Annotated in this window: 19 protein-coding genes; 12 read left to right on the top strand and 7 right to left on the bottom strand. The window is 58.5% G+C overall.

What is annotated here, in order from left to right; translation table 11 throughout:
• Window positions 1-95: 95 nt before the first annotated feature.
• From purS to FOY56_RS01145, 6 genes are all read left to right on the top strand, one after another.
• Window positions 96-326, top strand: a complete 231-nt coding sequence (purS, locus tag FOY56_RS01170) for a phosphoribosylformylglycinamidine synthase subunit PurS (protein ID WP_146344560.1) — start codon at window positions 96-98, stop codon at window positions 324-326.
• A gap of 1 nt (window position 327) precedes the next feature.
• Window positions 328-828 (top strand): hypothetical protein, encoded by a 501-nt coding sequence (locus FOY56_RS01165; protein ID WP_146343959.1) that lies wholly within the window; start codon window positions 328-330, stop codon window positions 826-828.
• Entirely contained in the window at window positions 825-1,868 is a 1,044-nt protein-coding gene (locus FOY56_RS01160; RefSeq protein WP_146343958.1) for an alcohol dehydrogenase catalytic domain-containing protein, read from the top strand. The genes FOY56_RS01165 and FOY56_RS01160 overlap by 4 nt, the downstream gene beginning before the upstream one ends.
• Window positions 1,869-1,883: 15 nt before the next feature.
• The gene (purQ, locus tag FOY56_RS01155; RefSeq protein WP_146343957.1) at window positions 1,884-2,552 is read left to right on the top strand and encodes a phosphoribosylformylglycinamidine synthase subunit PurQ; all 669 of its coding nucleotides are present in this window, start codon (window positions 1,884-1,886) and stop codon (window positions 2,550-2,552) included.
• A 111-nt stretch (window positions 2,553-2,663) separates the two neighbouring features.
• Window positions 2,664-4,361, top strand: a complete 1,698-nt coding sequence (locus tag FOY56_RS01150) for a sensor histidine kinase (protein ID WP_246139382.1) — start codon at window positions 2,664-2,666, stop codon at window positions 4,359-4,361.
• 13 nt (window positions 4,362-4,374) lie between these two features.
• A complete protein-coding gene (locus FOY56_RS01145) occupies window positions 4,375-5,712 on the top strand; it encodes a sigma-54-dependent transcriptional regulator (protein WP_146343955.1) in 1,338 nt (445 codons plus the stop codon).
• A gap of 134 nt (window positions 5,713-5,846) precedes the next feature.
• On the opposite strand, the gene FOY56_RS01140 is transcribed toward FOY56_RS01145, so the two are convergent.
• Window positions 5,847-7,439 carry a calcium-binding protein gene (locus FOY56_RS01140; protein ID WP_186766215.1) on the bottom strand — a complete coding sequence of 531 codons (1,593 nt, stop codon included), beginning with the start codon at window positions 7,437-7,439 and terminating at the stop codon, window positions 5,847-5,849.
• Between the two features lie 105 nt (window positions 7,440-7,544).
• On the opposite strand from FOY56_RS01140, the gene FOY56_RS01135 reads away from it, so the two are divergent.
• The 5 genes from FOY56_RS01135 (at window position 7,545) to FOY56_RS01115 (ending at window position 15,000) form a co-directional block, all read left to right on the top strand.
• Entirely contained in the window at window positions 7,545-8,114 is a 570-nt protein-coding gene (locus tag FOY56_RS01135) for a helix-turn-helix transcriptional regulator (RefSeq protein WP_186766214.1), read from the top strand.
• Window positions 8,115-8,597: 483 nt separating this feature from the next.
• A complete protein-coding gene (locus FOY56_RS01130) occupies window positions 8,598-11,423 on the top strand; it encodes an Rne/Rng family ribonuclease (RefSeq protein WP_146343952.1) in 2,826 nt (941 codons plus the stop codon).
• Window positions 11,424-11,582: 159 nt separating this feature from the next.
• Window positions 11,583-12,335 (top strand): cytochrome c biogenesis CcdA family protein, encoded by a 753-nt coding sequence (locus tag FOY56_RS01125; RefSeq protein ID WP_146344559.1) that lies wholly within the window; start codon window positions 11,583-11,585, stop codon window positions 12,333-12,335.
• 56 nt (window positions 12,336-12,391) lie between these two features.
• Window positions 12,392-13,648, top strand: a complete 1,257-nt coding sequence (locus FOY56_RS01120; RefSeq protein WP_146344558.1) for a hypothetical protein — start codon at window positions 12,392-12,394, stop codon at window positions 13,646-13,648.
• Window positions 13,645-15,000 (top strand): cytochrome P450, encoded by a 1,356-nt coding sequence (locus FOY56_RS01115; protein WP_146343951.1) that lies wholly within the window; start codon window positions 13,645-13,647, stop codon window positions 14,998-15,000. The genes FOY56_RS01120 and FOY56_RS01115 overlap by 4 nt, the downstream gene beginning before the upstream one ends.
• Here the strand turns inward: FOY56_RS01115 and FOY56_RS01110 are convergent.
• Genes FOY56_RS01110 through fumC form a run of 3 tightly spaced genes read right to left on the bottom strand, consistent with a single transcriptional unit; the run spans window position 14,997 to window position 16,779 of the window.
• Entirely contained in the window at window positions 14,997-15,212 is a 216-nt protein-coding gene (locus tag FOY56_RS01110) for a ribbon-helix-helix domain-containing protein (RefSeq protein WP_146343950.1), read from the bottom strand. The genes FOY56_RS01115 and FOY56_RS01110 overlap by 4 nt on opposite strands.
• On the bottom strand, window positions 15,209-15,385 hold the full coding sequence (locus tag FOY56_RS01105; RefSeq protein ID WP_146343948.1) for a DUF4169 family protein: 177 nt from the start codon (window positions 15,383-15,385) through the stop codon (window positions 15,209-15,211). Before FOY56_RS01105 ends, FOY56_RS01110 begins: the two co-directional genes overlap by 4 nt.
• Complete coding sequence (fumC, locus tag FOY56_RS01100; RefSeq protein ID WP_146343946.1) at window positions 15,385-16,779, bottom strand: class II fumarate hydratase; 1,395 nt, start codon at window positions 16,777-16,779, stop codon at window positions 15,385-15,387. Before fumC ends, FOY56_RS01105 begins: the two co-directional genes overlap by 1 nt.
• Before the next feature lie 228 nt (window positions 16,780-17,007).
• On the opposite strand from fumC, the gene FOY56_RS01095 reads away from it, so the two are divergent.
• On the top strand, window positions 17,008-17,562 hold the full coding sequence (locus FOY56_RS01095; protein ID WP_146343944.1) for a hypothetical protein: 555 nt from the start codon (window positions 17,008-17,010) through the stop codon (window positions 17,560-17,562).
• Between the two features lie 6 nt (window positions 17,563-17,568).
• Here FOY56_RS01095 and FOY56_RS01090 read toward each other — a convergent pair whose 3' ends face one another.
• The 3 genes from FOY56_RS01090 to FOY56_RS01080 form a co-directional block, all read right to left on the bottom strand.
• Window positions 17,569-18,036: an SspB family protein gene (locus tag FOY56_RS01090; protein WP_146343942.1), complete on the bottom strand. Its 468-nt coding sequence runs from the start codon at window positions 18,034-18,036 to the stop codon at window positions 17,569-17,571.
• Between the two features lie 70 nt (window positions 18,037-18,106).
• Window positions 18,107-19,360 (bottom strand): chromate efflux transporter, encoded by a 1,254-nt coding sequence (chrA, locus tag FOY56_RS01085; protein WP_146343941.1) that lies wholly within the window; start codon window positions 19,358-19,360, stop codon window positions 18,107-18,109.
• Window positions 19,357-20,172: a chromate resistance protein ChrB domain-containing protein gene (locus FOY56_RS01080; protein ID WP_146343939.1), complete on the bottom strand. Its 816-nt coding sequence runs from the start codon at window positions 20,170-20,172 to the stop codon at window positions 19,357-19,359. Before FOY56_RS01080 ends, chrA begins: the two co-directional genes overlap by 4 nt.
• Window positions 20,173-20,182: the final 10 nt, after the last annotated feature.

The following is a 20,182-nucleotide window of genomic DNA, read 5'->3' as shown; positions in this document are numbered from 1 at the left end:
ACTGACCGGCGCGCCCGTTGCGCGGGTCAGGCAGTTGGGTATTTTGAACAAGAAAGAAGCAGCAGGCTGTTTCTGAGGACACAAGGGCGAGGATGATGAAGGCACGTGTGCATGTAATGCTGAAGACCGGAGTTCTGGATCCGCAGGGTGAGGCGGTGCGCCACGCGTTGGGTGCCATGGGATTTGACAGTGTGACCGGTGTGCGCCAGGGCAAGGTGATCGACCTGGATCTGGCCGAAGGCGCGACCGAGGCGGACGTGACCGAGATGTGTGAAAAACTGCTCGCCAATACGGTGATTGAATCCTACGCGATCGAGATGGGCTGAGATGGGTCTGGCCAGCCAGCGGTTTTTCCTGCGTATCGACGAAACCGGGCGACGCCTGATTTCGTGGCGGGTCTGGGTACTGGTCTGGGTGACTCCGGTTTTATTTGCAGCTGCGGCTGCGTTTCTGGCGTTGATCGCCGAGTACGAGCGATTGGTGAGCGTGTCTACGATCGGCGAGGTCGTTCGGGTCTATGCCTGGGAGGGCGAAACGCCGTTCGACCGTGGTCAGACAAATTATGCGCCGGTTTTCGACTTTGTTGATCAGGACGGGCGAGAAACCGGTGCAAGCACCGGGATGTCGCATCCGGATTGGAATTTCGACATCGGATCGAAGCACGAAATCCGCTACATCCCGGGTGCCGATCAGGATGTGTTGCTTCCGGGACCGCACAATTATGCGGTGGCGGGCGTGATTGCCGTGATTTCAATTGTTTTGGCGGTGCCAGGGGTATTGATGACTGTGTTGCTGCGGCGCTGGCAATCCAAGGGAAACCCCGTATGAGAGCGGCGGTACTGACCCATTGGCGCGCGCCGCTGGATGTGCAGGACGTGTCCGATCCGGATTGCGCGGCAAACAGCGTTGTCTTGAAGGTGCTGGCCTGCGGGGTGTGCCGGTCGGACTGGCATGCCTGGACCGGAGCTGACCCCTACGTGATTCTGCCACATGTTCCCGGGCATGAGTTCTGCGGAGAAGTGGTTGAGGTTGGGTCCGCCGTGGCGCTCTGGAAATCCGGTGACCGGGTGATCGCACCGTTCATTCTGGCCTGTGGGCACTGTGCCGATTGTGCTGCCGGGAACCAGACGATTTGTGCGGATCAGGTTGTTCCGGGGTTCACGGTGGCCGGAGCATTTGCTGAATACATCGAGGTGCCGTATGCGGATGCAAACCTGACCGCCTTGCCAGATACCATGTCGCCCGAGATTGCGGCGGCTTTGGGGTGTCGGGTGACGACGGCCTGGCATGCTTTGACCGGTCGCGCGCAGCTTAAGGGCGGTGAGTGGCTGGCCGTGATTGGTGGTGGCGGTATCGGTATCTCGGCGATGATGCTGGGCCGAGCCCTTGGCGCACGCGTGATTGTTGTCGATGTGGTGCAGGACAAGCTGGACTATGCGACCCGGCTGGGTGCCTCGGCAGTGGTAAATGCCGCTGAGACGGACGCTGCTGAAGCTGTTCGTGAAATCACTGGCGGCGGCGCGGATGTCGCTGTTGAGGCGTTGGGCGTCGAAGCAACGACCGTGACCGCCTTGTCCTGCCTGCGCAAACTGGGTCGGATGGTGCAGGTCGGGATGCCTGCCGGAGATCACGCGACCATGGCGATCCCGATGGATCGTGTCTATTCCGGCCAACTGGCCGTCTACGGAACGCGCGGGATGCCATCCTGGCGATACCCGTCGCTGTTGAACCTGTTGACCTCACAAAACCTGGATCTGACCCCGCTGGTGACCCGCACAATCGGGTTGTCCGGCGCGAGCGCCGAATTGCAGGCCTTTGATCGCCCCGCGCCTCCGGGTGTGGCCGTCATTACCGATTTCCTGAGCTGAAGGAGCCAAAGAACCATGCGTGCAGCTGTTGTTGTTTTCCCGGGATCCAATTGCGACCGCGACCTGGCGGTTGCCTTTGAACAGGCGGGGTTTGATGTGTCAATGGTCTGGCATAAGGATACAGGCCTGCCCGAGAATATCGATATCGTTGGTGTGCCGGGTGGGTTTTCCTTTGGAGACTATCTTAGATGCGGGGCAATCGCGGCGCAGTCGCCAATTTGTCAATCTGTGGTCGATCACACCAAGCGCGGCGGATATGCTATCGGCGTTTGCAACGGGTTTCAGGTGCTGACGGAAACAGGCATCCTGCCGGGAGCATTGTTGCGCAATGCCGGGTTGAAGTACATCTGTAAAACCGTGCCGTTGAAGGTTGAGACGTCGAACAGTGCGTTTACTGAAGGCTACAACGCCGGGGATGTAATCGGCATCCCGATTGCGCACCACGATGGCAACTATTTCGCCGATGCCGAAACGGTGGCCATGCTGCAAGGCGAAGACCGCGTGGCGTTCACGTATGAGGACAATCCCAACGGTTCGGTCGGCGACATTGCGGGCATCCTGTCGGAAAACCGTAGGGTGCTGGGGATGATGCCGCACCCCGAGAGGGCAGCGGATCTTGGCCATGGTGGCACCGACGGGACGGCGCTCTTCCGCGCATTGGCAGGCGTGTTGACGCCTGCCTGACTTGAGCCCGGACGGCGGGGGGCGTAACTTGTCGGGATGAACGCTCAGCCTAATCCCCTTGTTGCGGCACCCCGGCAGCCCCGGTCCGGCCCGATTGGCTGGCGCACGCGCATGGCGTTGGTCTTATTGATCGTGGTTGCGGCGGCCACGGTCTGGGTCACCAACAGGATGCTGACCAACCGGTTCACCGAAAGCACGCGCAACCGTGCCGAGCTGCGTTTGGCGTTGTATGGCGGCAATCTGGTCAGCGAATTGCGTCGCAATGCGATTGTGCCTCAGTTGCTGGCCCGCGATCCGACGCTGATTTCGGCACTGCAGTCCAACGATTTCAGCATGTCGACACAGCGCCTGATTTCATTTGTGGAAGAAATCGGTGCAGCGTCGCTTATGCTGTTGGATCATGACGGGCGAGTCGTGGCGGCCACCGACCGCAACCGATTGGGCGAGGCCCATCGCAGCGAACCTTCATTTGTCGATGCAATCCGTTCGAACTCCACAATTTTTTCGGTTATTCCACGTGAAGCCAGTGGCTATCGGTTCACCTATTCCCGTCGAATGGCGGATCAGTCCGAAGTGCTGGGTGTGATCGTGGTCGAGGTCGATCTGCAGAAATTTGAGCGGGCCTGGGCCGGAGTATCCGATGCACTGATGGTCACGGATACGACAGGGACAATCATCCTGGCGACCGAAACCCGGTGGCGAGGGTTGAGCGAGGCAGAGGCATTGCAGCGCGAAACGCCGCTGGGGGCGATCCAGAAGGCCATCCGCGCCACCGCTGACTGGTCGACATTGCCAGCCGATGCGTATCTGCAAGGCGAAGCCGTGATGCGGATGGAAACCCGGATCCCGTTCCGGGGCTGGCGGATGACGTCATATACGACCTATGCCTCGATCCGCGAAAAAGTGAACGCCGTGCTGGCGTTAGAGATCATGGGTTTTGCGATTTTGCTGGCCCTGGCGTTCTATTTCCTGAGCCGAAAGACCGCCGTGCGGATGGCGCTGTTTCAACGGGAGTCGGCGGAACTGCGCGAACTTAACAGCCGTCTGCAGCGTGAGATTGCGGAACGCGAGCGGGTGCAGGAAAATCTGGCGGTGGCCGAACAGACGCTGGAGCAAAGCTCCAAACTGGCCGCGTTGGGCGAAATGTCAGCCGCTGTCAGCCATGAATTGAACCAGCCTCTGGCCGCGATGAAAACCTATCTGGCGGGTGCGCGGTTGTTGTTGCGGCGTGATCGCCCGGAAGAGGCCTTGTCGGCTTTTGGCCGGATCGATGATCTGATCGAACGTATGGGCGCCATTACCCGGCAGCTGAAATCTTATGCACGCAAGGGCAGCGATGTGTTTTCGCCGGTCAATGTCGGTGATGCATTGGCATCCAGTCTGTCGATGATGGAACCGCAGCTGCGCCAACGCCATGTGCGCATCGCCAAGATCCTGCCGGATCAACCGGTGTACGTCATGGGCGACCGCATGCGAATTGAGCAGGTTATGATCAACCTCTTGCGCAATGCGCTGGACGCCACCAAGTCTGTAAGCGACCCTGAGATCGAGGTTATTCTTGCGGTTGGCGAAACCGCAACCTTGGCTGTGCGTGACAATGGGAACGGAATTGAAGACTTCGACAGTTTGTTCGAGCCGTTTTATACGACCAAGCAACCGGGGGATGGTGTCGGCCTGGGGCTGGCAATTTCGTCCGGTATCGTGGCCGATCTGGGCGGGCGATTGACCGCCCGTAACGGGCAGAAAGGTGGGGCAGTGTTTGAAATGCAGCTGCCCATTCTGGAAGACGGCCTTGAAGCCGCTGAATAAGTGAGGTGTGTTAATGGCGCAGGCCATGAAAATCGCAATCGTCGATGACGAACAGGATATGCGTCAATCCATAAGCCAGTGGCTGGCCCTGTCCGGGTATGACACCGAAACGTTTCCAAGTGCGGAAGATGCGCTGAAAGTTCTGGGGCCGGATTATCCGGGTATCGTGATCTCGGATATCAAGATGCCCGGCATGGATGGCATGCAGTTTCTGAAAAAGCTGATGGGCAGCGACAGCGCCTTGCCGGTGATCATGATCACAGGTCATGGCGATGTGCCGATGGCCGTCGAGGCAATGCGGGTCGGCGCGTTCGACTTTCTGGAAAAGCCGTTCAATCCTGACCGGATGTCCGAACTGGCAAGGCGTGCATCAAACGCGCGACGGCTGACTCTGGACAACCGAGCTTTGCGCCGCGAGCTGAGCGATGGCACTCAGCTGATGAAAAAGCTGATCGGGTCCAGCCCTGTGATGGAGCGTCTGAAAGAAGACATCCTTGATCTGGGGCAGGCCGACGGTCACGTGTTGATCGATGGGGAAACGGGCACTGGCAAGACTTTGGTGGCCCATGCCTTGCACGCGGTCGGCAGCCGGGCGGGAAAGAAATTTGTCCTGATCAGTTGTACCGCGCTGGAAGAAGACGCGCTGTCAAAACGTCTGTTTGGCCCGATGATGCCCGAAGATGCGCAATTGCCTGCCATTGAAGAAGCGCGTGGCGGGACGCTGATCCTGGAAGACATTGATGCACTCAGTGAAACCTTGCAGGCCAAACTTCTGGCCGTGATCAATGAGCAGGGAACACCTGCCGAAACCCGGGTCATCGCAATTTCGAACCTGCAGGAAGTGGGCAAGACGTGTGAAGACGTGTTGCGCCCCGATTTGTTCTATCGGTTGGCGGCGTTGCGCATCACGGTGCCGCCTCTGCGTCAACGCGGCGAGGATATTTTGACGCTGTTCACCCGGTTCAGCGATCAGTTCGCCGAAGAATACGGCTGTGACGCGCCCAAAGTGTCGGCACAGGAGGCTGCGCAATTGTTGCAGGCACCATGGCCGGGTAACGTGCGCCAGCTGATCAATATCGCTGAACGGGCCGTGCTGCAGGCACGGCGCGGGGCAGGGACCATCGCCTCGCTATTGATGTCGGATCACGAAGACATGCAGCCGGTGATGACTACGGAAGGCAAGCCGCTGAAGGAATACGTCGAAGCGTTTGAGCGGATGTTGATCGACAACACCATGCGCCGTCATAAGGGCTCGATCGCAAGTGTGATGGATGAGTTGTGCCTGCCGCGCCGGACTCTGAACGAGAAAATGGCCAAGTACGGGCTGCAACGCGCTGATTACCTTCACTGAAAGTTCAAGGCGGCCCCTGGAACCGGAGGCCGCCTTGCCCGTTTGAGCACAGTCAAACGGTGCGTGCGGACGCGCATTGGGCATTGGGGTAGCTGTTGGGGGACAGCAAGACGCGCCCGCGTGTTCGGCTTTGGTTAGCCGAATATGAAATGATCAGCCGTGAGGTCAGCCACGCTGACCCCCCGCAGTTCGATATAGATATCCGAGACTTCCCAGGTCCCTGAATCCCACGCAACCGTTGCGTTGCCACGGGCGTTTTCGCCGATGATCAGCCCGGACATGTCCACCCCGTTGAGCTCAGAAAAGTCCATGACGTCTTCGGTGATATCGAAGTCCTCAACGATGTCATTACAGGCACCACCGCCTGTGCCATATCCTGACTCGGGATCGGCCTCTTTATAGATCAGCGTATCGGCGCCTGCGCCCAGCCAGATGAAATTGGTGCCAGAGTTGCCGAACACCTGATCGTCGCCATCGGTTCCAAACAGAACCTCGTTCCATTCGCCGCCTTCCCAACTGCTGTACGTTCGGTCATCGCCAATGTCGTCTTTGGCCCCGTCCACGATCTTGAATTGCAGCGGGGTCCAGTAACCGGCGTTGAAATGCAGCTCTTCGACAAAAAACTTGTCGGCGCCGAACTGGTTCTGCACCGTGATCGACCCAGCCCCGGCGTCGGTCATCAGCACCATGTCCTGCCCGACCTTGGCAAAGCTAAGCCTTGCGTAGGCATCAGGCGTGGTGCCGTCGGATGGGCCATAATACCCGAACAATTCGATCCGGTCGAATTCCGAATAGGTAGCGGGTTCGCCATTGTCGAAGATCCGGTCGTGCCCTGCAGGCGCATCGGTTCCCAGATTTACGATGTCATAGCCATAGCGATAGGTATCACCGCCCAAGCCGCCGAACATTCGGTCATTGCCATCGCCACCGGACATCAGATCCTGACCTGCGCCGCCAAACAGGCGGTCGTGACCGTCATAACCATACATGTAGTCGTTTCCGGCCTGACCCCTCAGGGTGTCGTTACCGGCTTCGCCGTAGAGGAAATCCTGACCGATACCGCCGCGTAGATCATCGTTTCCAAGACCGCCATAAACCCTATCGTCACCGGCCTGGCCGTCCACCTGATCATTGCCGTCGCCACCAAATGCATAGTCGTTGCCGGCCCCGGCCTTGACTTTGTCATCGCCGCCATTGGCCGTGACATAGTCATCGCCGCCCAAAGCGATCAAAATGTCGTCACCGTCAGTTCCGGCCAGAAGATCGGCGTCCCTGGTCCCGATCAGCCCATCCCGCAGGCGATAAAGGGTGCCGCCAGCGTCCAGCCATTCAACGGCTTCATCGGCGAAATGATCGATGATCGTGATGTCATAAGACGGTTGGGACGGGTCGCGGAAACGATAGGGTTTATAGGGCGTGATGATGCGCAGGTCATCGCCATGGCGAACAGCCGTCGTGAATCCCAGATAGCCAAGTGACGCCGAGTGAATCAGCTCACCTGCGTTCTCGATTCTGTCGATGGCACCGTCGGTGCCATTGTCGTCGATGATATAAAGATGCACAGGGTCTTCGCCGATTGGCTCGCTCAGGTCATAGACGTCGCTGCCGTCAAGGCCCGACATCACGTCGGCGGGATCTCCCAGCCCAACCCCGTAGGGCAGCAACAGATCGTCGCCAGCAGTTCCTATCAGGATGTCAGGGGTGATCGTACCAGTGAAGGTCGGCATCGGTGGCCTCTTTGCGCTTGGTTCAGGGCTGCGGATGCGACTCAATTGGCATTTCTGTCTAAATATTGCGATAAGCAGATGTGTATATGGGGGGACGGGCGCAGAGTGGAGCAGCCCACGGCCAAAACACGAGCCAGTTCGTCGCATCGCCTGAGAGGGCGCGGCGTCTTGCGTCTTGGTATCCTTGCCTTGTTCATCACATTGCAAGCCGTGTGCGCCGGGTTTTTCCTCGGTGATGTGACATTGGATTTTCTGGCCGTCGGGCTGGACAGACACACCGCGTTTGAGCTGGCGGCCACGCTGGCGTTGATCCTTGGGGTCGCATTGGGCGGGTATGAGATGTGGCGATCGATCCAAATCATGCGACGGGCCGAAGCAGCCCTGCAAATGGCCTCGGGTGCATTTGGCGAACTTCTGAACGCTCGTTTCGCCTTGTGGGAACTTACGCCTGCCGAAGGCGAGGTGGCGTTGCTGACGTTAAAGGGCTTTGACAGTCCCGAGATTGCGGACCTGCGTGGCACAGCAGCGGGAACAGTTCGGGCTCAGCTTGGTCGAATCTATGCAAAGTCAGGTACCCATGCGCGGGGGCAATTTGTTTCGCTGTTTATTGATGCCTTGCTTGATGAGCCGGTTTTGCCATCTGTTGAGGCTGAAGGGACACCGCGGCAAGCTTGAAATCATGGGGAAAGAAGGTGCGCGCTTTGTGTTTTCCTACGCGCACTGACCCATCAGCAGGGTCACCCTGTGCGCGCACGCGCACAAATTGGCATTGTAATCCGCATTAAACTCCATTTATGTAGTAACGACGGGTTAAGCTGCCTTTTGGTACAATCCGCATAAGTTTCGCTGTCCAGACAAAGGTTACGGATCGACCGGCCCGAATCCGGACAGGCTGATTAGGCCCTCGCAAGGGGGTCTGTAAGAACGGTCCGCCATTCCAAGTTGAATGCTACGGGCTCATTGAACGGGCGCTGTACGGCAATGGTCGCAGCGTCGGAGAAGAACCGCGATGGCGCGCGCGCATAATCAAAGCATACAGACAAGCGGCCTTTCGGCTGCGGTCTGCCGCGCGACGTCAGATATCGCCCTGACAAGACACCACCCCAAACGCGCGCGTCCGCCTGGTCGCGCGTTATTGCGGTTGTGCACCAAGGATTCATGGGAAAGAAAATGCTCATCGATGCCACCCACGCGGAAGAGACCCGCGTTGTGGTGGTTGACGGAAACAAGGTCGAGGAATTCGATTTTGAGTCCGAAAACAAACGGCAGCTTGCCGGAAACATCTATCTCGCAAAGGTAACGCGGGTCGAACCATCGCTGCAAGCGGCGTTCGTGGACTATGGTGGGAACCGGCATGGTTTCCTGGCCTTCTCGGAAATTCATCCGGACTATTACCAAATTCCTGTCGCCGACCGCGAGGCGCTGATGGAAGAAGAGCGCGCTTATGCTGACGCGATGCGCGCGCGTGACGATGACGAAGACCGCAAACCGTCCAAATCACGGTCCAAATCGTCCAAATCGCGGTCCAGATCGTCGAAGTCGTCGACCCAGGCTGCTGATGTAAAGTCTAAAGATGCGGTTGAGACCAAAGAGGTCATCACCGAAATCTCAGGCATGGAAACCATTGATCTGTCCGAGCCCGAGGACATCGTGCAAGCGGAGGTGCCCGAAGGGTCTTCGCCGATGGAGACCGTCAAGGACACGCCTGTCGAGGAACCAATCGAAGCTGACGCCCCGGTTGTCGAAACTGACGTTGCCGAAGGTGCCGAAGACGCGGTTACCGAAGCCGTTGAGGCTGCTGGCGACGACGTCGTCGAGGAACCAGCAGACGACTCTGCGGACGCGATCCCGGCAGATGACGCCAGTGAAGACGACGCAGTGGCCGCTAAGGCGGACAACGGCGAAACCGATGCGGATGCCGATGCAGAAGAAACCGATGACGATTCCGGCGACGAAGATGTGGGTGACGATCAGGCCAAGCGCAGCGATGCCGCGTCAAAGGATTCAAGCATCGAATCTGTCGCTGATGATGACGATCAGGAAGATATCCGGCCGCCGCGCAAACCGCGCCCGCGCCGTTACAAGATTCAGGAAGTTATCAAAGTCCGCCAGATCCTGCTTGTGCAGGTCGTCAAGGAAGAGCGTGGCAACAAGGGCGCGGCGCTGACCACATATCTGTCGCTGGCAGGACGGTATTGCGTGTTGATGCCGAACACTGCTCGTGGCGGTGGTATTTCCCGCAAGATCACCAACGCAGCAGACCGCAAGAAACTGAAGGAAATCGCAGGCGAGATCGAAGTGCCGCAAGGCGCCGGTCTGATCATCAGAACCGCAGGGGCCAAGCGCACCAAGACCGAGGTCAAGCGCGACTATGATTACCTCAAGCGCCTGTGGGAACAAATCCGCGAACTGACGCTGAAATCGATTGCGCCGGCCAAGATCTATGAAGAAGGCGACCTGATAAAACGGTCGATCCGCGATCTGTATAGCCGCGAGATTGACGAAGTTCTGGTCGAAGGCGAACGCGGATATCGCATCGCCAAGGACTTCATGAAGATGATCATGCCGTCCCACGCCAAAAACGTGAAGAAGTACGAAGAGCAGATGCCGCTCTTCGCGCGCTATCAGGTCGAAAGCTATCTGGGGGCGATGTTCAACCCGACGGTTCAGTTGAAATCCGGCGGCTATATCGTGATCGGCGTGACCGAAGCGCTGGTGGCGATTGACGTCAACTCTGGCCGTGCCACCAAAGAAGGCTCGATCGAAGACACCGCGACCAAGACCAACCTGGAGGCCGCAGAAGAAGTGGCGCGCCAGTTGCGTCTGCGGGATCTGGCCGGTCTGATTGTGATCGATTTCATCGACATGGACGAGCGTAAGAACAACGCTGCTGTCGAAAAGCGCATGAAAGACAAGCTCAAGACCGACCGGGCGCGGATCCAGGTGGGTCGCATCTCGGGCTTTGGTCTGATGGAGATGAGCCGCCAGCGTCTGCGCCCCGGCATGATCGAGGCGACGACCCAACCGTGCCCGTCCTGCCATGGCACAGGTCTGATCCGGTCGGATGATAACATGGCGCTGTCGATCCTGCGCCAGATCGAAGAAGAGGGTGTACGTGGCCGGTCGCGCGAAGTTCTGGTGCGCTGCCCGGTTTCCATCGCCAACTTCCTGATGAACCAAAAGCGCGAGCATATCGCCAACATCGAAAGCCGCTATGGTCTGTCGGTACGGATCGAAGGTGATGTGCATCTGGTCAGTCCGGACTTCACCATTGAAAAGTTCAAAACGGCCACCCGTGCCGTTCCTGAGGTAACAACGCCGGTCGTGTCGGTCGACACCTCGATCATGGAGCAGGTGGACGCCGAGGAAGAAGAACAGGTCGTTGTCGAAGAAGCCGAAGAGGCTGAAGCTGCATCGACCGAAGAAGCCAAGCCCAAGCGGAAGCGGCGGCGGCGGCGGCGCAAGCCCAAGTCGAGCACAAGCCCACAAAACGGTGACGGCGAAGCCGCTGGGTCTGCGACGACCGATGGCGATGCTTCGACTGATGCGGAAGCCGCAGATGCGGTGACCGACGCGGTGGAAGTTGTGTCTGACGCAAGTGACACTTCGGTGATTGAGCCACCTGCAGAGCCCGCAGAAATCGCTGTGGAAGTCGCTGATGTTCCGGTTGAAGAGCCTGCTGAACTGGCCATTGAAGAAGTTGCCACAGCTGAGGCTGCCGCCGAGCCGACCGAAGCACAGTCAGATGTGACTCCGGTTGAACCAGTGGCTCCGGTGACGCAGGAAGCGGTCGAGGTCGAGCCGGTAGAAGCCGAGCCGCAACCGGCAGAAGCTGAAGCCGCGCCGGAACCTGCAGCCGAGCCAGAGCTTGTCGCGACCGCTGCAGAGCCCGTAGCCGAAATCGCAGTGACCGTGACCGAGCCTGTAGCTCCGTCCGAACCACCAAAGCCCAAGCGGCGCGGATGGTGGTCTCTGGGCGGTTGACCCGAACGAAATGATAAAAAGGCCCGGACCAGGTTCCGGGCCTTTTTGCATCTGCTTCGCGTGTTGCAGATAGAATGAGCAACGATGTTTCATCCGATCCACAAGGATGTGACCGCATAGCCCCGTGACCTTGTGTGGTCGATGGCTTATGTCCAAGACATGTTCGGAATAGACATCATCGACGCGGGTCTATTGCCCGCCATGTTCGTGGCGCTGGCAGCCGGTATCGTCAGCTTTCTGTCGCCCTGCGTTCTGCCCATCGTGCCACCCTATCTGGCCTATATGAGCGGCGTTTCTATCGGCGAAATGCAAGGAGAAGCCGCCGCACGCAGAAAGGCAACGATCACTGCGTTGTTCTTTGTCCTTGGCTTGTCGACGGTGTTTTTGTTCCTTGGGTTCACCGCATCTGCGTTCGGTGCGTTCTTCCTGCAAAATCAAGAACTTTTCGCCAAGATTTCTGGTGGTGTCGTGATCATCTTCGGTCTGCACTTCCTGAATGTCTTTCGTATCCCGCTGTTGGATCGCGAGGCCCGGATGGACGCTGAAAGCGGCGGCGGATCGGCTTTCGGTGCTTATGTTCTTGGGTTGGCCTTCGCCTTTGGCTGGACGCCTTGCATCGGCCCGCAACTGGGGGCGATCTTGTCTTTGGCCGCATCCGAGGCATCGGTGGCGCGCGGAACCGCGTTGTTGGGTGTGTATGCCGCCGGGCTGGGAATTCCTTTCCTGTTGGCCGCGATGTTCCTGAACCGGTCGATGGGACTGATGAACCGGCTGAAACGCCATATGGGGCTGATCGAAAAGGTGATGGGAGCACTGCTTTTGCTGGTGGGTGTTGCGCTGGTGACAGGCCTGTTTTCGACCTTCTCGTGGTGGTTGCTGGAAACATTCCCCGGTCTCGCGGTCTTGGGGTGACGGTCTTACTCTCGCCCGAATGACCGGCTATGCTGGAAGCAAGGCAAGAGGGCAAAATGGTCGAAGAGCAGTCAGGCCACTCATCTCAAATCGTGCGGAAACGCCGGGTGTTCTATATCCCCGGTTATGATCCTATTCATCCTCGGCGGTATCGCGAATTGTATCGCAAAGAAGGGGCTGATCAGGCGCGCATCTCGGGCTATGACATCAACCTGACTCCAAAGACTACCAAAGGCCCCTATGGCTGGCACGTGCATGGGGTGTGCGACGGAGCCAGTGTTGACGCCGATATCGAAGTTCTTGTCTGGTCCGACATCGTTCGGGACAGCATGTCGAACACCATCCCGGCGACCTATCTGCAACTCGCACGCACCGCGTGGACCTACATCGCGACCGGCACACTCTGGCGATTAATGCGGCTGCGCAAGGGGCCAGTGATTGCCGCGCTTTACCCCGTGGGGATGTTGATGCTGCAACTGGGGTTGGCGGTTTTGATCGGGTGGGGCGTTGGCCTTGCCGGAACTGCGGCGGCGGGCCAGTTCACTGGCGCGGTATCGACCGGAATCTGGCTCGTCGGCTGGGGGCTGGGCGTGGGAGCCGCACTGGCCTTGTTGCGTTGGTTTCGTGGCAAGGACGGCAAGTTTTTCGCATATTACCTGATGCACGACTACGCCTATTCGGCACAATCGCGTGGCGCGAATCCGCCCGAATTGGAAGCGCGTTTGGCCGAGTTTTCAGATCAAATTTCCGAAAGCTTGGCAACGGATGTCGATGAAGTGCTTGTGGTCGGGCATTCGTCGGGTGCCCATCTGGGGGTGTCGGTTCTGGCCGACCTGATCCGGTCCGGACGTGTCCCAACTGGTGGCCCCGCACTTGGGTTTTTGTCGCTGGGGCAGGTGGTGCCGATGGTTTCATTCCTGCCGGATGCGCAGCGCTTAAGGGCAGACTTGCGGTATCTGTCTGCGCGCGAGGATCTGGCGTGGGTCGACGTTTCTGCTCCGGGCGATGGATGCGCGTTTGCATTGTGTGATCCGGTCGGTGTTTCGGGTGTTGCGCCCAAGGACAAGCGGTGGCCTCTGGTGGTTTCTGCAGCTTTCACCCAAACCTTGTCACCGGCCCGTTGGGCCGAGTTGCGCTGGCGGTTTTTTCGGCTGCATTTCCAATATCTTTGCGCGTTCGATCAGCCCGGTGATTACGACTACTTCCAGATCACCGCCGGGCCGGTCACGTTGAAAGCGCGATATCGGGATCGTCAGCCCTCGAAATCGCGACTGGAAGATCCGGTGTCAAAATACACGTCGGTGGTGCCATGATTCCACCAAAGCCGCCGTCGCGGCCCGACAAGGTTTCATTGCGCCGATACCTAAAACTGTTTCGTCAGGATTTGTTGTCAGCACAGCCAGCGCGGCTGTACCGGGCATGGATGGCCGAATTCAGGACTCCGTTTTTCCGGTCGTTTCTTCTGAACCAACCCAACCTTGTGCAGACGGTTTTGAAAGACCGCCCGGACGATTTCCCCAAATCAAGCCGGATCAGTGAAGGACTTAGACCTCTTCTGGGCAACTCGGTCTTTCTGACCAACGGAGAAACCTGGAAACGCCAACGCCGCATTATTGACCCCGCCTTCGAGGGCGGGCGATTGAGAGATACATTTCCCGCGATGTGGCAGGCGTCGGAAGCGGCGGTCGCGCGACTTCAAACGATGACTGACAAACCGCTTGAAATAGAAGAACACACCAGCCACGCTGCGGCTGACGTGATCTTTCGAACGCTGTTTTCGATCCCTATCGATCACGAGGTTGCCTCGCGCGTCTTTTCGCGTTTTCGGGCCTATCAACGGGCGCAGCCGATCCTGAACCTTGCCGCATTCATCCCGTTGCCGCGCTGGATGCCGCGGTTCTACCCAAAGGGAACAAAGGAAAACGCCGCTGAAATCCGCAGCCTGATCGGGCAACTGACAGCCGAGCGGATGGCCGCGATCAAGTCAGGAACGGCCCCCGATGATCTTGCGACCAAGATAATGACAACGCCGGATCCGCTGACCGGCGATTTGTTCGATACCGAAGAAATGGTCGATCAGGTGGCGATCTTCTTTCTGGCCGGGCACGAAACCAGTGCATCTGCACTGGCCTGGACCCTATACCTGATGGCGATTTATCCTGACTGGCAGGAGCGGGTGGCTGAAGAGGCGGTGGCGTTGGATGCGGGGATGGCGTTCAGCGTCATGTCAAAGCTGCGCCTTAGCCGCGATGTGTTTCGCGAAGCGTTGCGGCTGTATCCGCCTGTCCCGATGATGGTGCGCGAAGCTGCCTGTCCCGAAAAGTTCCGCGACCGGGATGTGCCGAAAGGCGCGCAAATGGTGCTCAGCCCCTGGCATTTGCACCGGCACGAGCGGCTATGGGATGACCCGGATGCGTTCAAACCGGATCGGTGGCAAACGGAAAACGGCCGGACTTGCCAGCGCGAGGCGTACATCCCGTTCTCATCCGGCCCCCGTGTCTGCACCGGGGCAGGGTTTGCCATGGTCGAGGGGCCTTTGTTGTTGTCGATGCTGTTACGCAATTACCGTGTTGAGCCAATTGACGGGCGCGAGCCTGTTCCGGTCGCTCACCTGACCGTGCGGGCCAAGTCGGGCATCTGGGTCAAATTGAGGAAGCGTACTTAACGCTTCTGCAAGCGCCGCAGCACGAATAGGCGAATGGCGGACGCAAGCCCCATCTCGGTTCCCCGCGCTTCGTCAATTGTTGCAGCCAATGCGTTGATGGCTTGGCCGTCCTGCGCTGCGATCTCGCGGAAAGCGTCCCAGAATTCGTCTTCCAATGACACTGATGTGCGATGCCCGTGCAGGGTCAGAGATCGTTTGCGCGGGCGGCTCATGGCTCGTTCTTGTGCCCGTCATGGTCCCGGTCTGCCTTGTCCGCGCGCGCGCGGTTTAGGTCTTTTTCGGCCTTCGTTCGTCCGAATTTTACGGCATTTTCGTCAGCGCGGGCCTTTTTCTCAGCCCGCGCTTGTTGTTTCCGGAACCGGTTCAGGTTGACCGGTTCTGCCATCAGTCTTTTGGCCCGATCATCTGTTCAGGACGAACAACTGCGTCAAAGGTGGCTTCGTCAACAAAGCCCAAAGCAACCGCTTCTTCCTTCAACGTCGTACCGTTCTTATGCGCGGTTTTGGCGACTTTGGTGGCGTTGTCGTAACCGATGGTCGGCGCCAGCGCGGTGACCAGCATTAGCGATTCCTGCATCAGCTTTTCGATGCGCGGCTCGTTCGCTTCGATGCCCAGCAACATACGTTCGGTAAAGCTGTCGGCGACATCGCCCAGCAGCTGGATCGATTGTAGCAGGTTGTAGGACATCATTGGGTTATAGACGTTCAGTTCGAAATGCCCCTGCGAGCCTGCGAATTTGATGGCCGCGTCGTTGCCCATGACATGGGCGGCGACCTGGGTCATTGCTTCGGCCTGAGTTGGATTGACCTTGCCCGGCATGATGGACGAACCGGGTTCATTCTCGGGCAGAATAAGCTCACCCAAGCCAGAACGTGGGCCAGATCCAAGCAGGCGAATGTCGCTGGCGATCTTGTACATCGACCCGGCAACCGTCGTCAGAGCGCCCGACGTGAAGACCATCGCATCATGGGCGGAAAGCGCTTCAAACTTGTTCGGCGCGGTCACAAAGGGCAGGCCGGTGATGTCAGCCATATGGGCCGCGACGGCTTCGCCCCAACCGTTCTGCGTGTTCAGGCCGGTGCCAACGGCGGTGCCGCCCTGCGCCAGCTCATAGATGCCCGGCAGGGTCGCCTGAATGCGCGCGATGCCCTGACGGATCATGTGGGCATAGCCCGAGAATTCCTGACCTAAAGTCAGCGGCGTCGCATCCTGTGTATGGGTGCGGCCGATCTTGATGATATCTTTGAATTCTTCCGACTTCTGTTCAAGCCCTTCGGCCAGTTTGGTCAGACCCGGCAACAACACATCGCGCACGCTCATCGCTGTGGCGATGTGCATGGCGGTCGGGAAGGTGTCGTTTGAGGACTGGCCCATGTTGCAGTGATCGTTGGGGTGCACCGGATCCTTGGACCCGATTACGCCGCCAAGGATCTCGATCGCGCGGTTTGCGATGACCTCGTTCGAGTTCATGTTTGACTGGGTGCCCGATCCGGTCTGCCAGACGACCAGCGGAAAATTGTCGTCGAACTTGCCGTCGATCACCTCGCCAGCGGCCTGGATGACGGCGTCGGCGATCCGGGCGTCCATCTTGCCGGTGGCCTTGTTTTCGATAGCGCAGGCTTTTTTGATCACACCAAGCGCACGCACGATGGCGATCGGCTGCTTTTCCCAGCCAATCGGGAAATTCATGATCGAACGCTGGGTCTGAGCGCCCCAGTACTTGTCGGAAGGAACTTCGAGAGGGCCGAAGCTGTCGGTTTCGGTGCGGGTCTCGGACATGGGTCAACTCCGTATCGTATACTTTCGTATGCCGTTTAGCGGCCCTGATCCCAAGGCGCAATTGGCCAGTTGCGCGCAGCATAATCGCGCCACGCGCAAAGATATAGCGCCGATATGGCAAGCAAGTTTTCGCGATCTTGTTTACCGTGGGCGTTGCCCTGCGGCAGCGAGCTTGTAAGATGATCCGGCGGGCTGGGTTTACCCAACTGAAAAGCGAGGAAAAGTCAGATGATACGCGCCGTTCCAATATCCCAAAAGCTGATGCTCCTTTGTGCCGCGCTGTGCGCGTTCGCCGTTCTGTCTGTACCGGCGTGGGCGGATGTGTCCCGCTTTGTCGGCGACTATGTCGGATCCGCCGAGGTCATATCGGCAGATGGCGATGCTTCAAAGCGCGACATGAGTGTGTCGATCAGCGAAACCAAAGAAGGGTTCACCGTTGACTGGACATCCGCCACCCACAAACCGGACGGGCGCATCAAAGAGAAATCCTATTCGATTTCATTTGTCCCGTCAGACCGCGATGGTATCTATGCCGCCGCAATGAAGCGCAACGTGTTTGGCCATGCCGTACAACTGGACCCGATGAAGGGCGAACCCTTTGTGTGGGGGCGAATCGAAGGCGATACGCTGACGGTTTATTCGCTGTTCGTGGATGACGTTGGCGGTTACGAATTGCAGCAGTTCGATCGAACACTGGCCGAGGGCGGGCTGACGCTGAAGTTCACGAATCTGCGCAACGGATCGCTGCAGCGTTCCGTGAACACGTTTCTGAAACAGCAATAAGCGCCGTTACTTGCGGAAACTGTCAAGCGAGACGACGTCGCCTTTGTGCTCGCCGTCGTCTTCGACTTCGATATCGCCGGGCTCCAACAGATCCTCGGGCTCAATCTCATCCTCGTCGTCTTCAGCAGCTTCGAATCGCAGGCCGAATTCAACTGACGGATCGACGAAGGTCTTGATCGCGTCATATGGGATGTAGATCGGTTCGGGCTGGTCGCCGAAATTCAGGGTGATTGAAAACCCGTCATCGCCGACATCAAGATTGTCGAACCAGTGCTGCATCACAACCGTCATTTCGCCAGGATAGCGTTCAGACAGCCATTCGGCGATCTGTACATCCGGATGTAACGTATCGAACGTAATGAAGAAATGATGCGCCCCGGGCAGGCCGCGTTCAGCAACGTCCGTGAGAACCGTTTTGATCAGGCCACGCATGGCCTGATGCATCAGTCTTCCATAATCGATATCTTCTGACATCGCTTATCCCCAATTTATTTCCGTCAGCATAAGGGATTCGACCGGAAACAAAAGAGCGTGCGCGCGGCTTTCATGTGGATATCAGGGTCCATATCGTCGAAACGCCTGCTCCGACAGCAAGCGTCATCGACATTCCCTGTTTCAGCCCCAACATTAGCACCGCAGCAAGAAGTGTCAGGATGGCGGCGCGCACATCCAGCGTCGACAGATCCGGGAGCGGGATCGCGACTGGACCACTGCCAACGACGCGAACTGACGAAAACCAGACATGCAGGGCGAACCAGACTGACAAATTCAGGATGACGCCGACAACAGCTGCCGTGATGGCCGAGAGGGCTGCAGACAGGCGCGGCCGGGACGAGATTTGCTCAAGGTACGGTCCGGCCAGAAATATCCACAGAAAACAGGGCGTGAACGTGGCCCAAAGCGCAACGATTCCCGCAGCGATTGCCATGCCGGGGCCGCTTTGCAGATACCCGGTCAGCATAGCGACGAATTGGGTCACAAGAATCAGGGGCCCGGGCGTGGTTTCGGCCAACCCTAGCGCATCAATCATCTGGGACGTCGTCATCCACTGATAATCGCCCACGACGGTCTGCGTCATGTAGGCGAGCACGGCATAGGCTCCGCCAAAGGTTACAACTGCGAGTTTTGCAAAGAACCATCCGATATCAGCCAGCAGGGTTTGCCCAGTCAGGCTGAGCATCACAAGTGGCACCAGCCAGAGCGTTCCCCAGACCAAGATCGTGCGCAGGGGCCTCGCATTGTGCGGCGGAGGAACGTCTTTGACATCCGTCTCTGTCGCGGAGAGCCAACCCCACAATGCTGCTGCGGCAATGATCAATGGGAAAGGAAGGTTCAGCGCGAAGATCGCCAAGAAGGCCAGCCCCGCCAGAACCCACGCTGATGGCGAGGTGAGCGCTTTGGACGACACTTTCTTCAAAGCTTGCAGAACGATGACGATCACCGCCGCCTTGATGCCCAGAAACGCGCCCTGCACCAGTGGCAGGTCGCCAAAGATCGCGTAGAGCCAAACCAAAAGGGCAATGATCAAGGCGCCGGGCACCACGAACAGCGCCCCGGCCAACAGTCCGCCGGCTGTTCCGCGCAACCGCCACCCTGCATAGGTCGCAAGTTGCATGGCCTCGGGGCCCGGCAAAAGCATGCACAGTGATAATGCGCGCAGAAACCCGTCTTCGTTTAGCCAGTCGCGTTCTTCCACAAGTTCCCGGTGCATCAGTGCGATCTGGGCGGCGGGCCCGCCAAAGGACAAAAGCCCGATGCGCCCGAAGACGCGGAACAGTTCAGAATAGGTCGGGGTCATTTGGTGTGATGCTCCGGCCAGCTGTGGGTTTCGCCTGCGCCATCCCGGGCCCAACGATAGAGAGCGTCATAGAGGACGAAGCCGGCCTCCATCTGTGTCAGGTCATCTTTGTGGACACGTGACAATCCGACAGACAGTGCCAGCAGTCCGGCGGCTTCTGGCGTGCCGTCAAGGTCGCCAGTGTCGGCTGCGCGAATGACGGCCGCCATCTTATCCAAAGGAGGAGTGTTCAGCCCGAACCCTTTCAGCATCGCATCGAATGTGCAGAGCTCTTTGTCATGCGTCCAGGGGGCGTCCGGCGTGTCGAACGGAATGGCGTCAAATCGATCGGCCACTGCAGCAACTTCGGAAGGGGGGACAAACAGAAAATCGGCCTTCGGATCGATAAAGCGCCGGATCAGCCAGGGGCAGGCGATCCTGTCGATCTTTGGCCGGTGGCGGGTAACCCAGCGGGTCGGTGTGCCTGTCCAGCCGTCGGCAATCGCCGCAACCGGAATTGTGGGGAGGCCTGCGTCAATCCAGTTGACCATGCCACCTTCGAGGGAGATGGCGGACACGCCCCGGGCGCGCAACAGAGCGGCAGAACCGTGGCTCAGTTTCAGTCCCTTATGACAGATGATGACCACGGTCTGAACGGAAAGATCTGGAGCCAACGCGGCAATCTGATCATGCGGACAATGGAACGCGGTCGGAATCAGAAAAGGGTTTTCCGCAGAGTCAGAACTGGTTCGGACATCGATTAGAACGGGCGCTTGATCGGTTCCGATCAGGCGCATCAGTTTTGGCGGAGAAATGGTATTTAGAGAGGCCATGGTGCATCCT

The sequence above is a fragment of the Falsiphaeobacter marinintestinus genome (assembly GCF_007923355.1).
Taxonomy (GTDB): Bacteria; Pseudomonadota; Alphaproteobacteria; order Rhodobacterales; family Rhodobacteraceae; genus Phaeobacter_A; species Phaeobacter_A marinintestinus.
This window is presented reverse-complemented; position numbering and strand designations above follow the sequence as displayed.

What these genes read in the sequence shown, in the direction of transcription:
- purQ (WP_146343957.1), top strand. Translation starts at nt 1,884, where the DNA reads ATGCGTGCAGCTGTTGTTGTTTTCCCGGGATCCAATTGCGACCGCGAC.
- FOY56_RS01105 (WP_146343948.1), bottom strand. Translation starts at nt 15,385, where the DNA reads ATGGCAGAACCGGTCAACCTGAACCGGTTCCGGAAACAACAAGCGCGG.
- FOY56_RS01110 (WP_146343950.1), bottom strand. Translation starts at nt 15,212, where the DNA reads ATGAGCCGCCCGCGCAAACGATCTCTGACCCTGCACGGGCATCGCACA.
- FOY56_RS01160 (WP_146343958.1), top strand. Translation starts at nt 825, where the DNA reads ATGAGAGCGGCGGTACTGACCCATTGGCGCGCGCCGCTGGATGTGCAG.
- FOY56_RS01080 (WP_146343939.1), bottom strand. Translation starts at nt 20,172, where the DNA reads ATGGCCTCTCTAAATACCATTTCTCCGCCAAAACTGATGCGCCTGATC.
- fumC (WP_146343946.1), bottom strand. Translation starts at nt 16,779, where the DNA reads ATGTCCGAGACCCGCACCGAAACCGACAGCTTCGGCCCTCTCGAAGTT.
- FOY56_RS01090 (WP_146343942.1), bottom strand. Translation starts at nt 18,036, where the DNA reads ATGTCAGAAGATATCGATTATGGAAGACTGATGCATCAGGCCATGCGT.
- FOY56_RS01150 (WP_246139382.1), top strand. Translation starts at nt 2,664, where the DNA reads ATGGCGTTGGTCTTATTGATCGTGGTTGCGGCGGCCACGGTCTGGGTC.
- FOY56_RS01165 (WP_146343959.1), top strand. Translation starts at nt 328, where the DNA reads ATGGGTCTGGCCAGCCAGCGGTTTTTCCTGCGTATCGACGAAACCGGG.
- chrA (WP_146343941.1), bottom strand. Translation starts at nt 19,360, where the DNA reads ATGACCCCGACCTATTCTGAACTGTTCCGCGTCTTCGGGCGCATCGGG.
- FOY56_RS01140 (WP_186766215.1), bottom strand. Translation starts at nt 7,439, where the DNA reads ATGCCGACCTTCACTGGTACGATCACCCCTGACATCCTGATAGGAACT.
- FOY56_RS01125 (WP_146344559.1), top strand. Translation starts at nt 11,583, where the DNA reads ATGTTCGGAATAGACATCATCGACGCGGGTCTATTGCCCGCCATGTTC.
- FOY56_RS01120 (WP_146344558.1), top strand. Translation starts at nt 12,392, where the DNA reads ATGGTCGAAGAGCAGTCAGGCCACTCATCTCAAATCGTGCGGAAACGC.
- FOY56_RS01145 (WP_146343955.1), top strand. Translation starts at nt 4,375, where the DNA reads ATGGCGCAGGCCATGAAAATCGCAATCGTCGATGACGAACAGGATATG.
- FOY56_RS01115 (WP_146343951.1), top strand. Translation starts at nt 13,645, where the DNA reads ATGATTCCACCAAAGCCGCCGTCGCGGCCCGACAAGGTTTCATTGCGC.
- FOY56_RS01130 (WP_146343952.1), top strand. Translation starts at nt 8,598, where the DNA reads ATGGGAAAGAAAATGCTCATCGATGCCACCCACGCGGAAGAGACCCGC.
- purS (WP_146344560.1), top strand. Translation starts at nt 96, where the DNA reads ATGAAGGCACGTGTGCATGTAATGCTGAAGACCGGAGTTCTGGATCCG.
- FOY56_RS01095 (WP_146343944.1), top strand. Translation starts at nt 17,008, where the DNA reads ATGATACGCGCCGTTCCAATATCCCAAAAGCTGATGCTCCTTTGTGCC.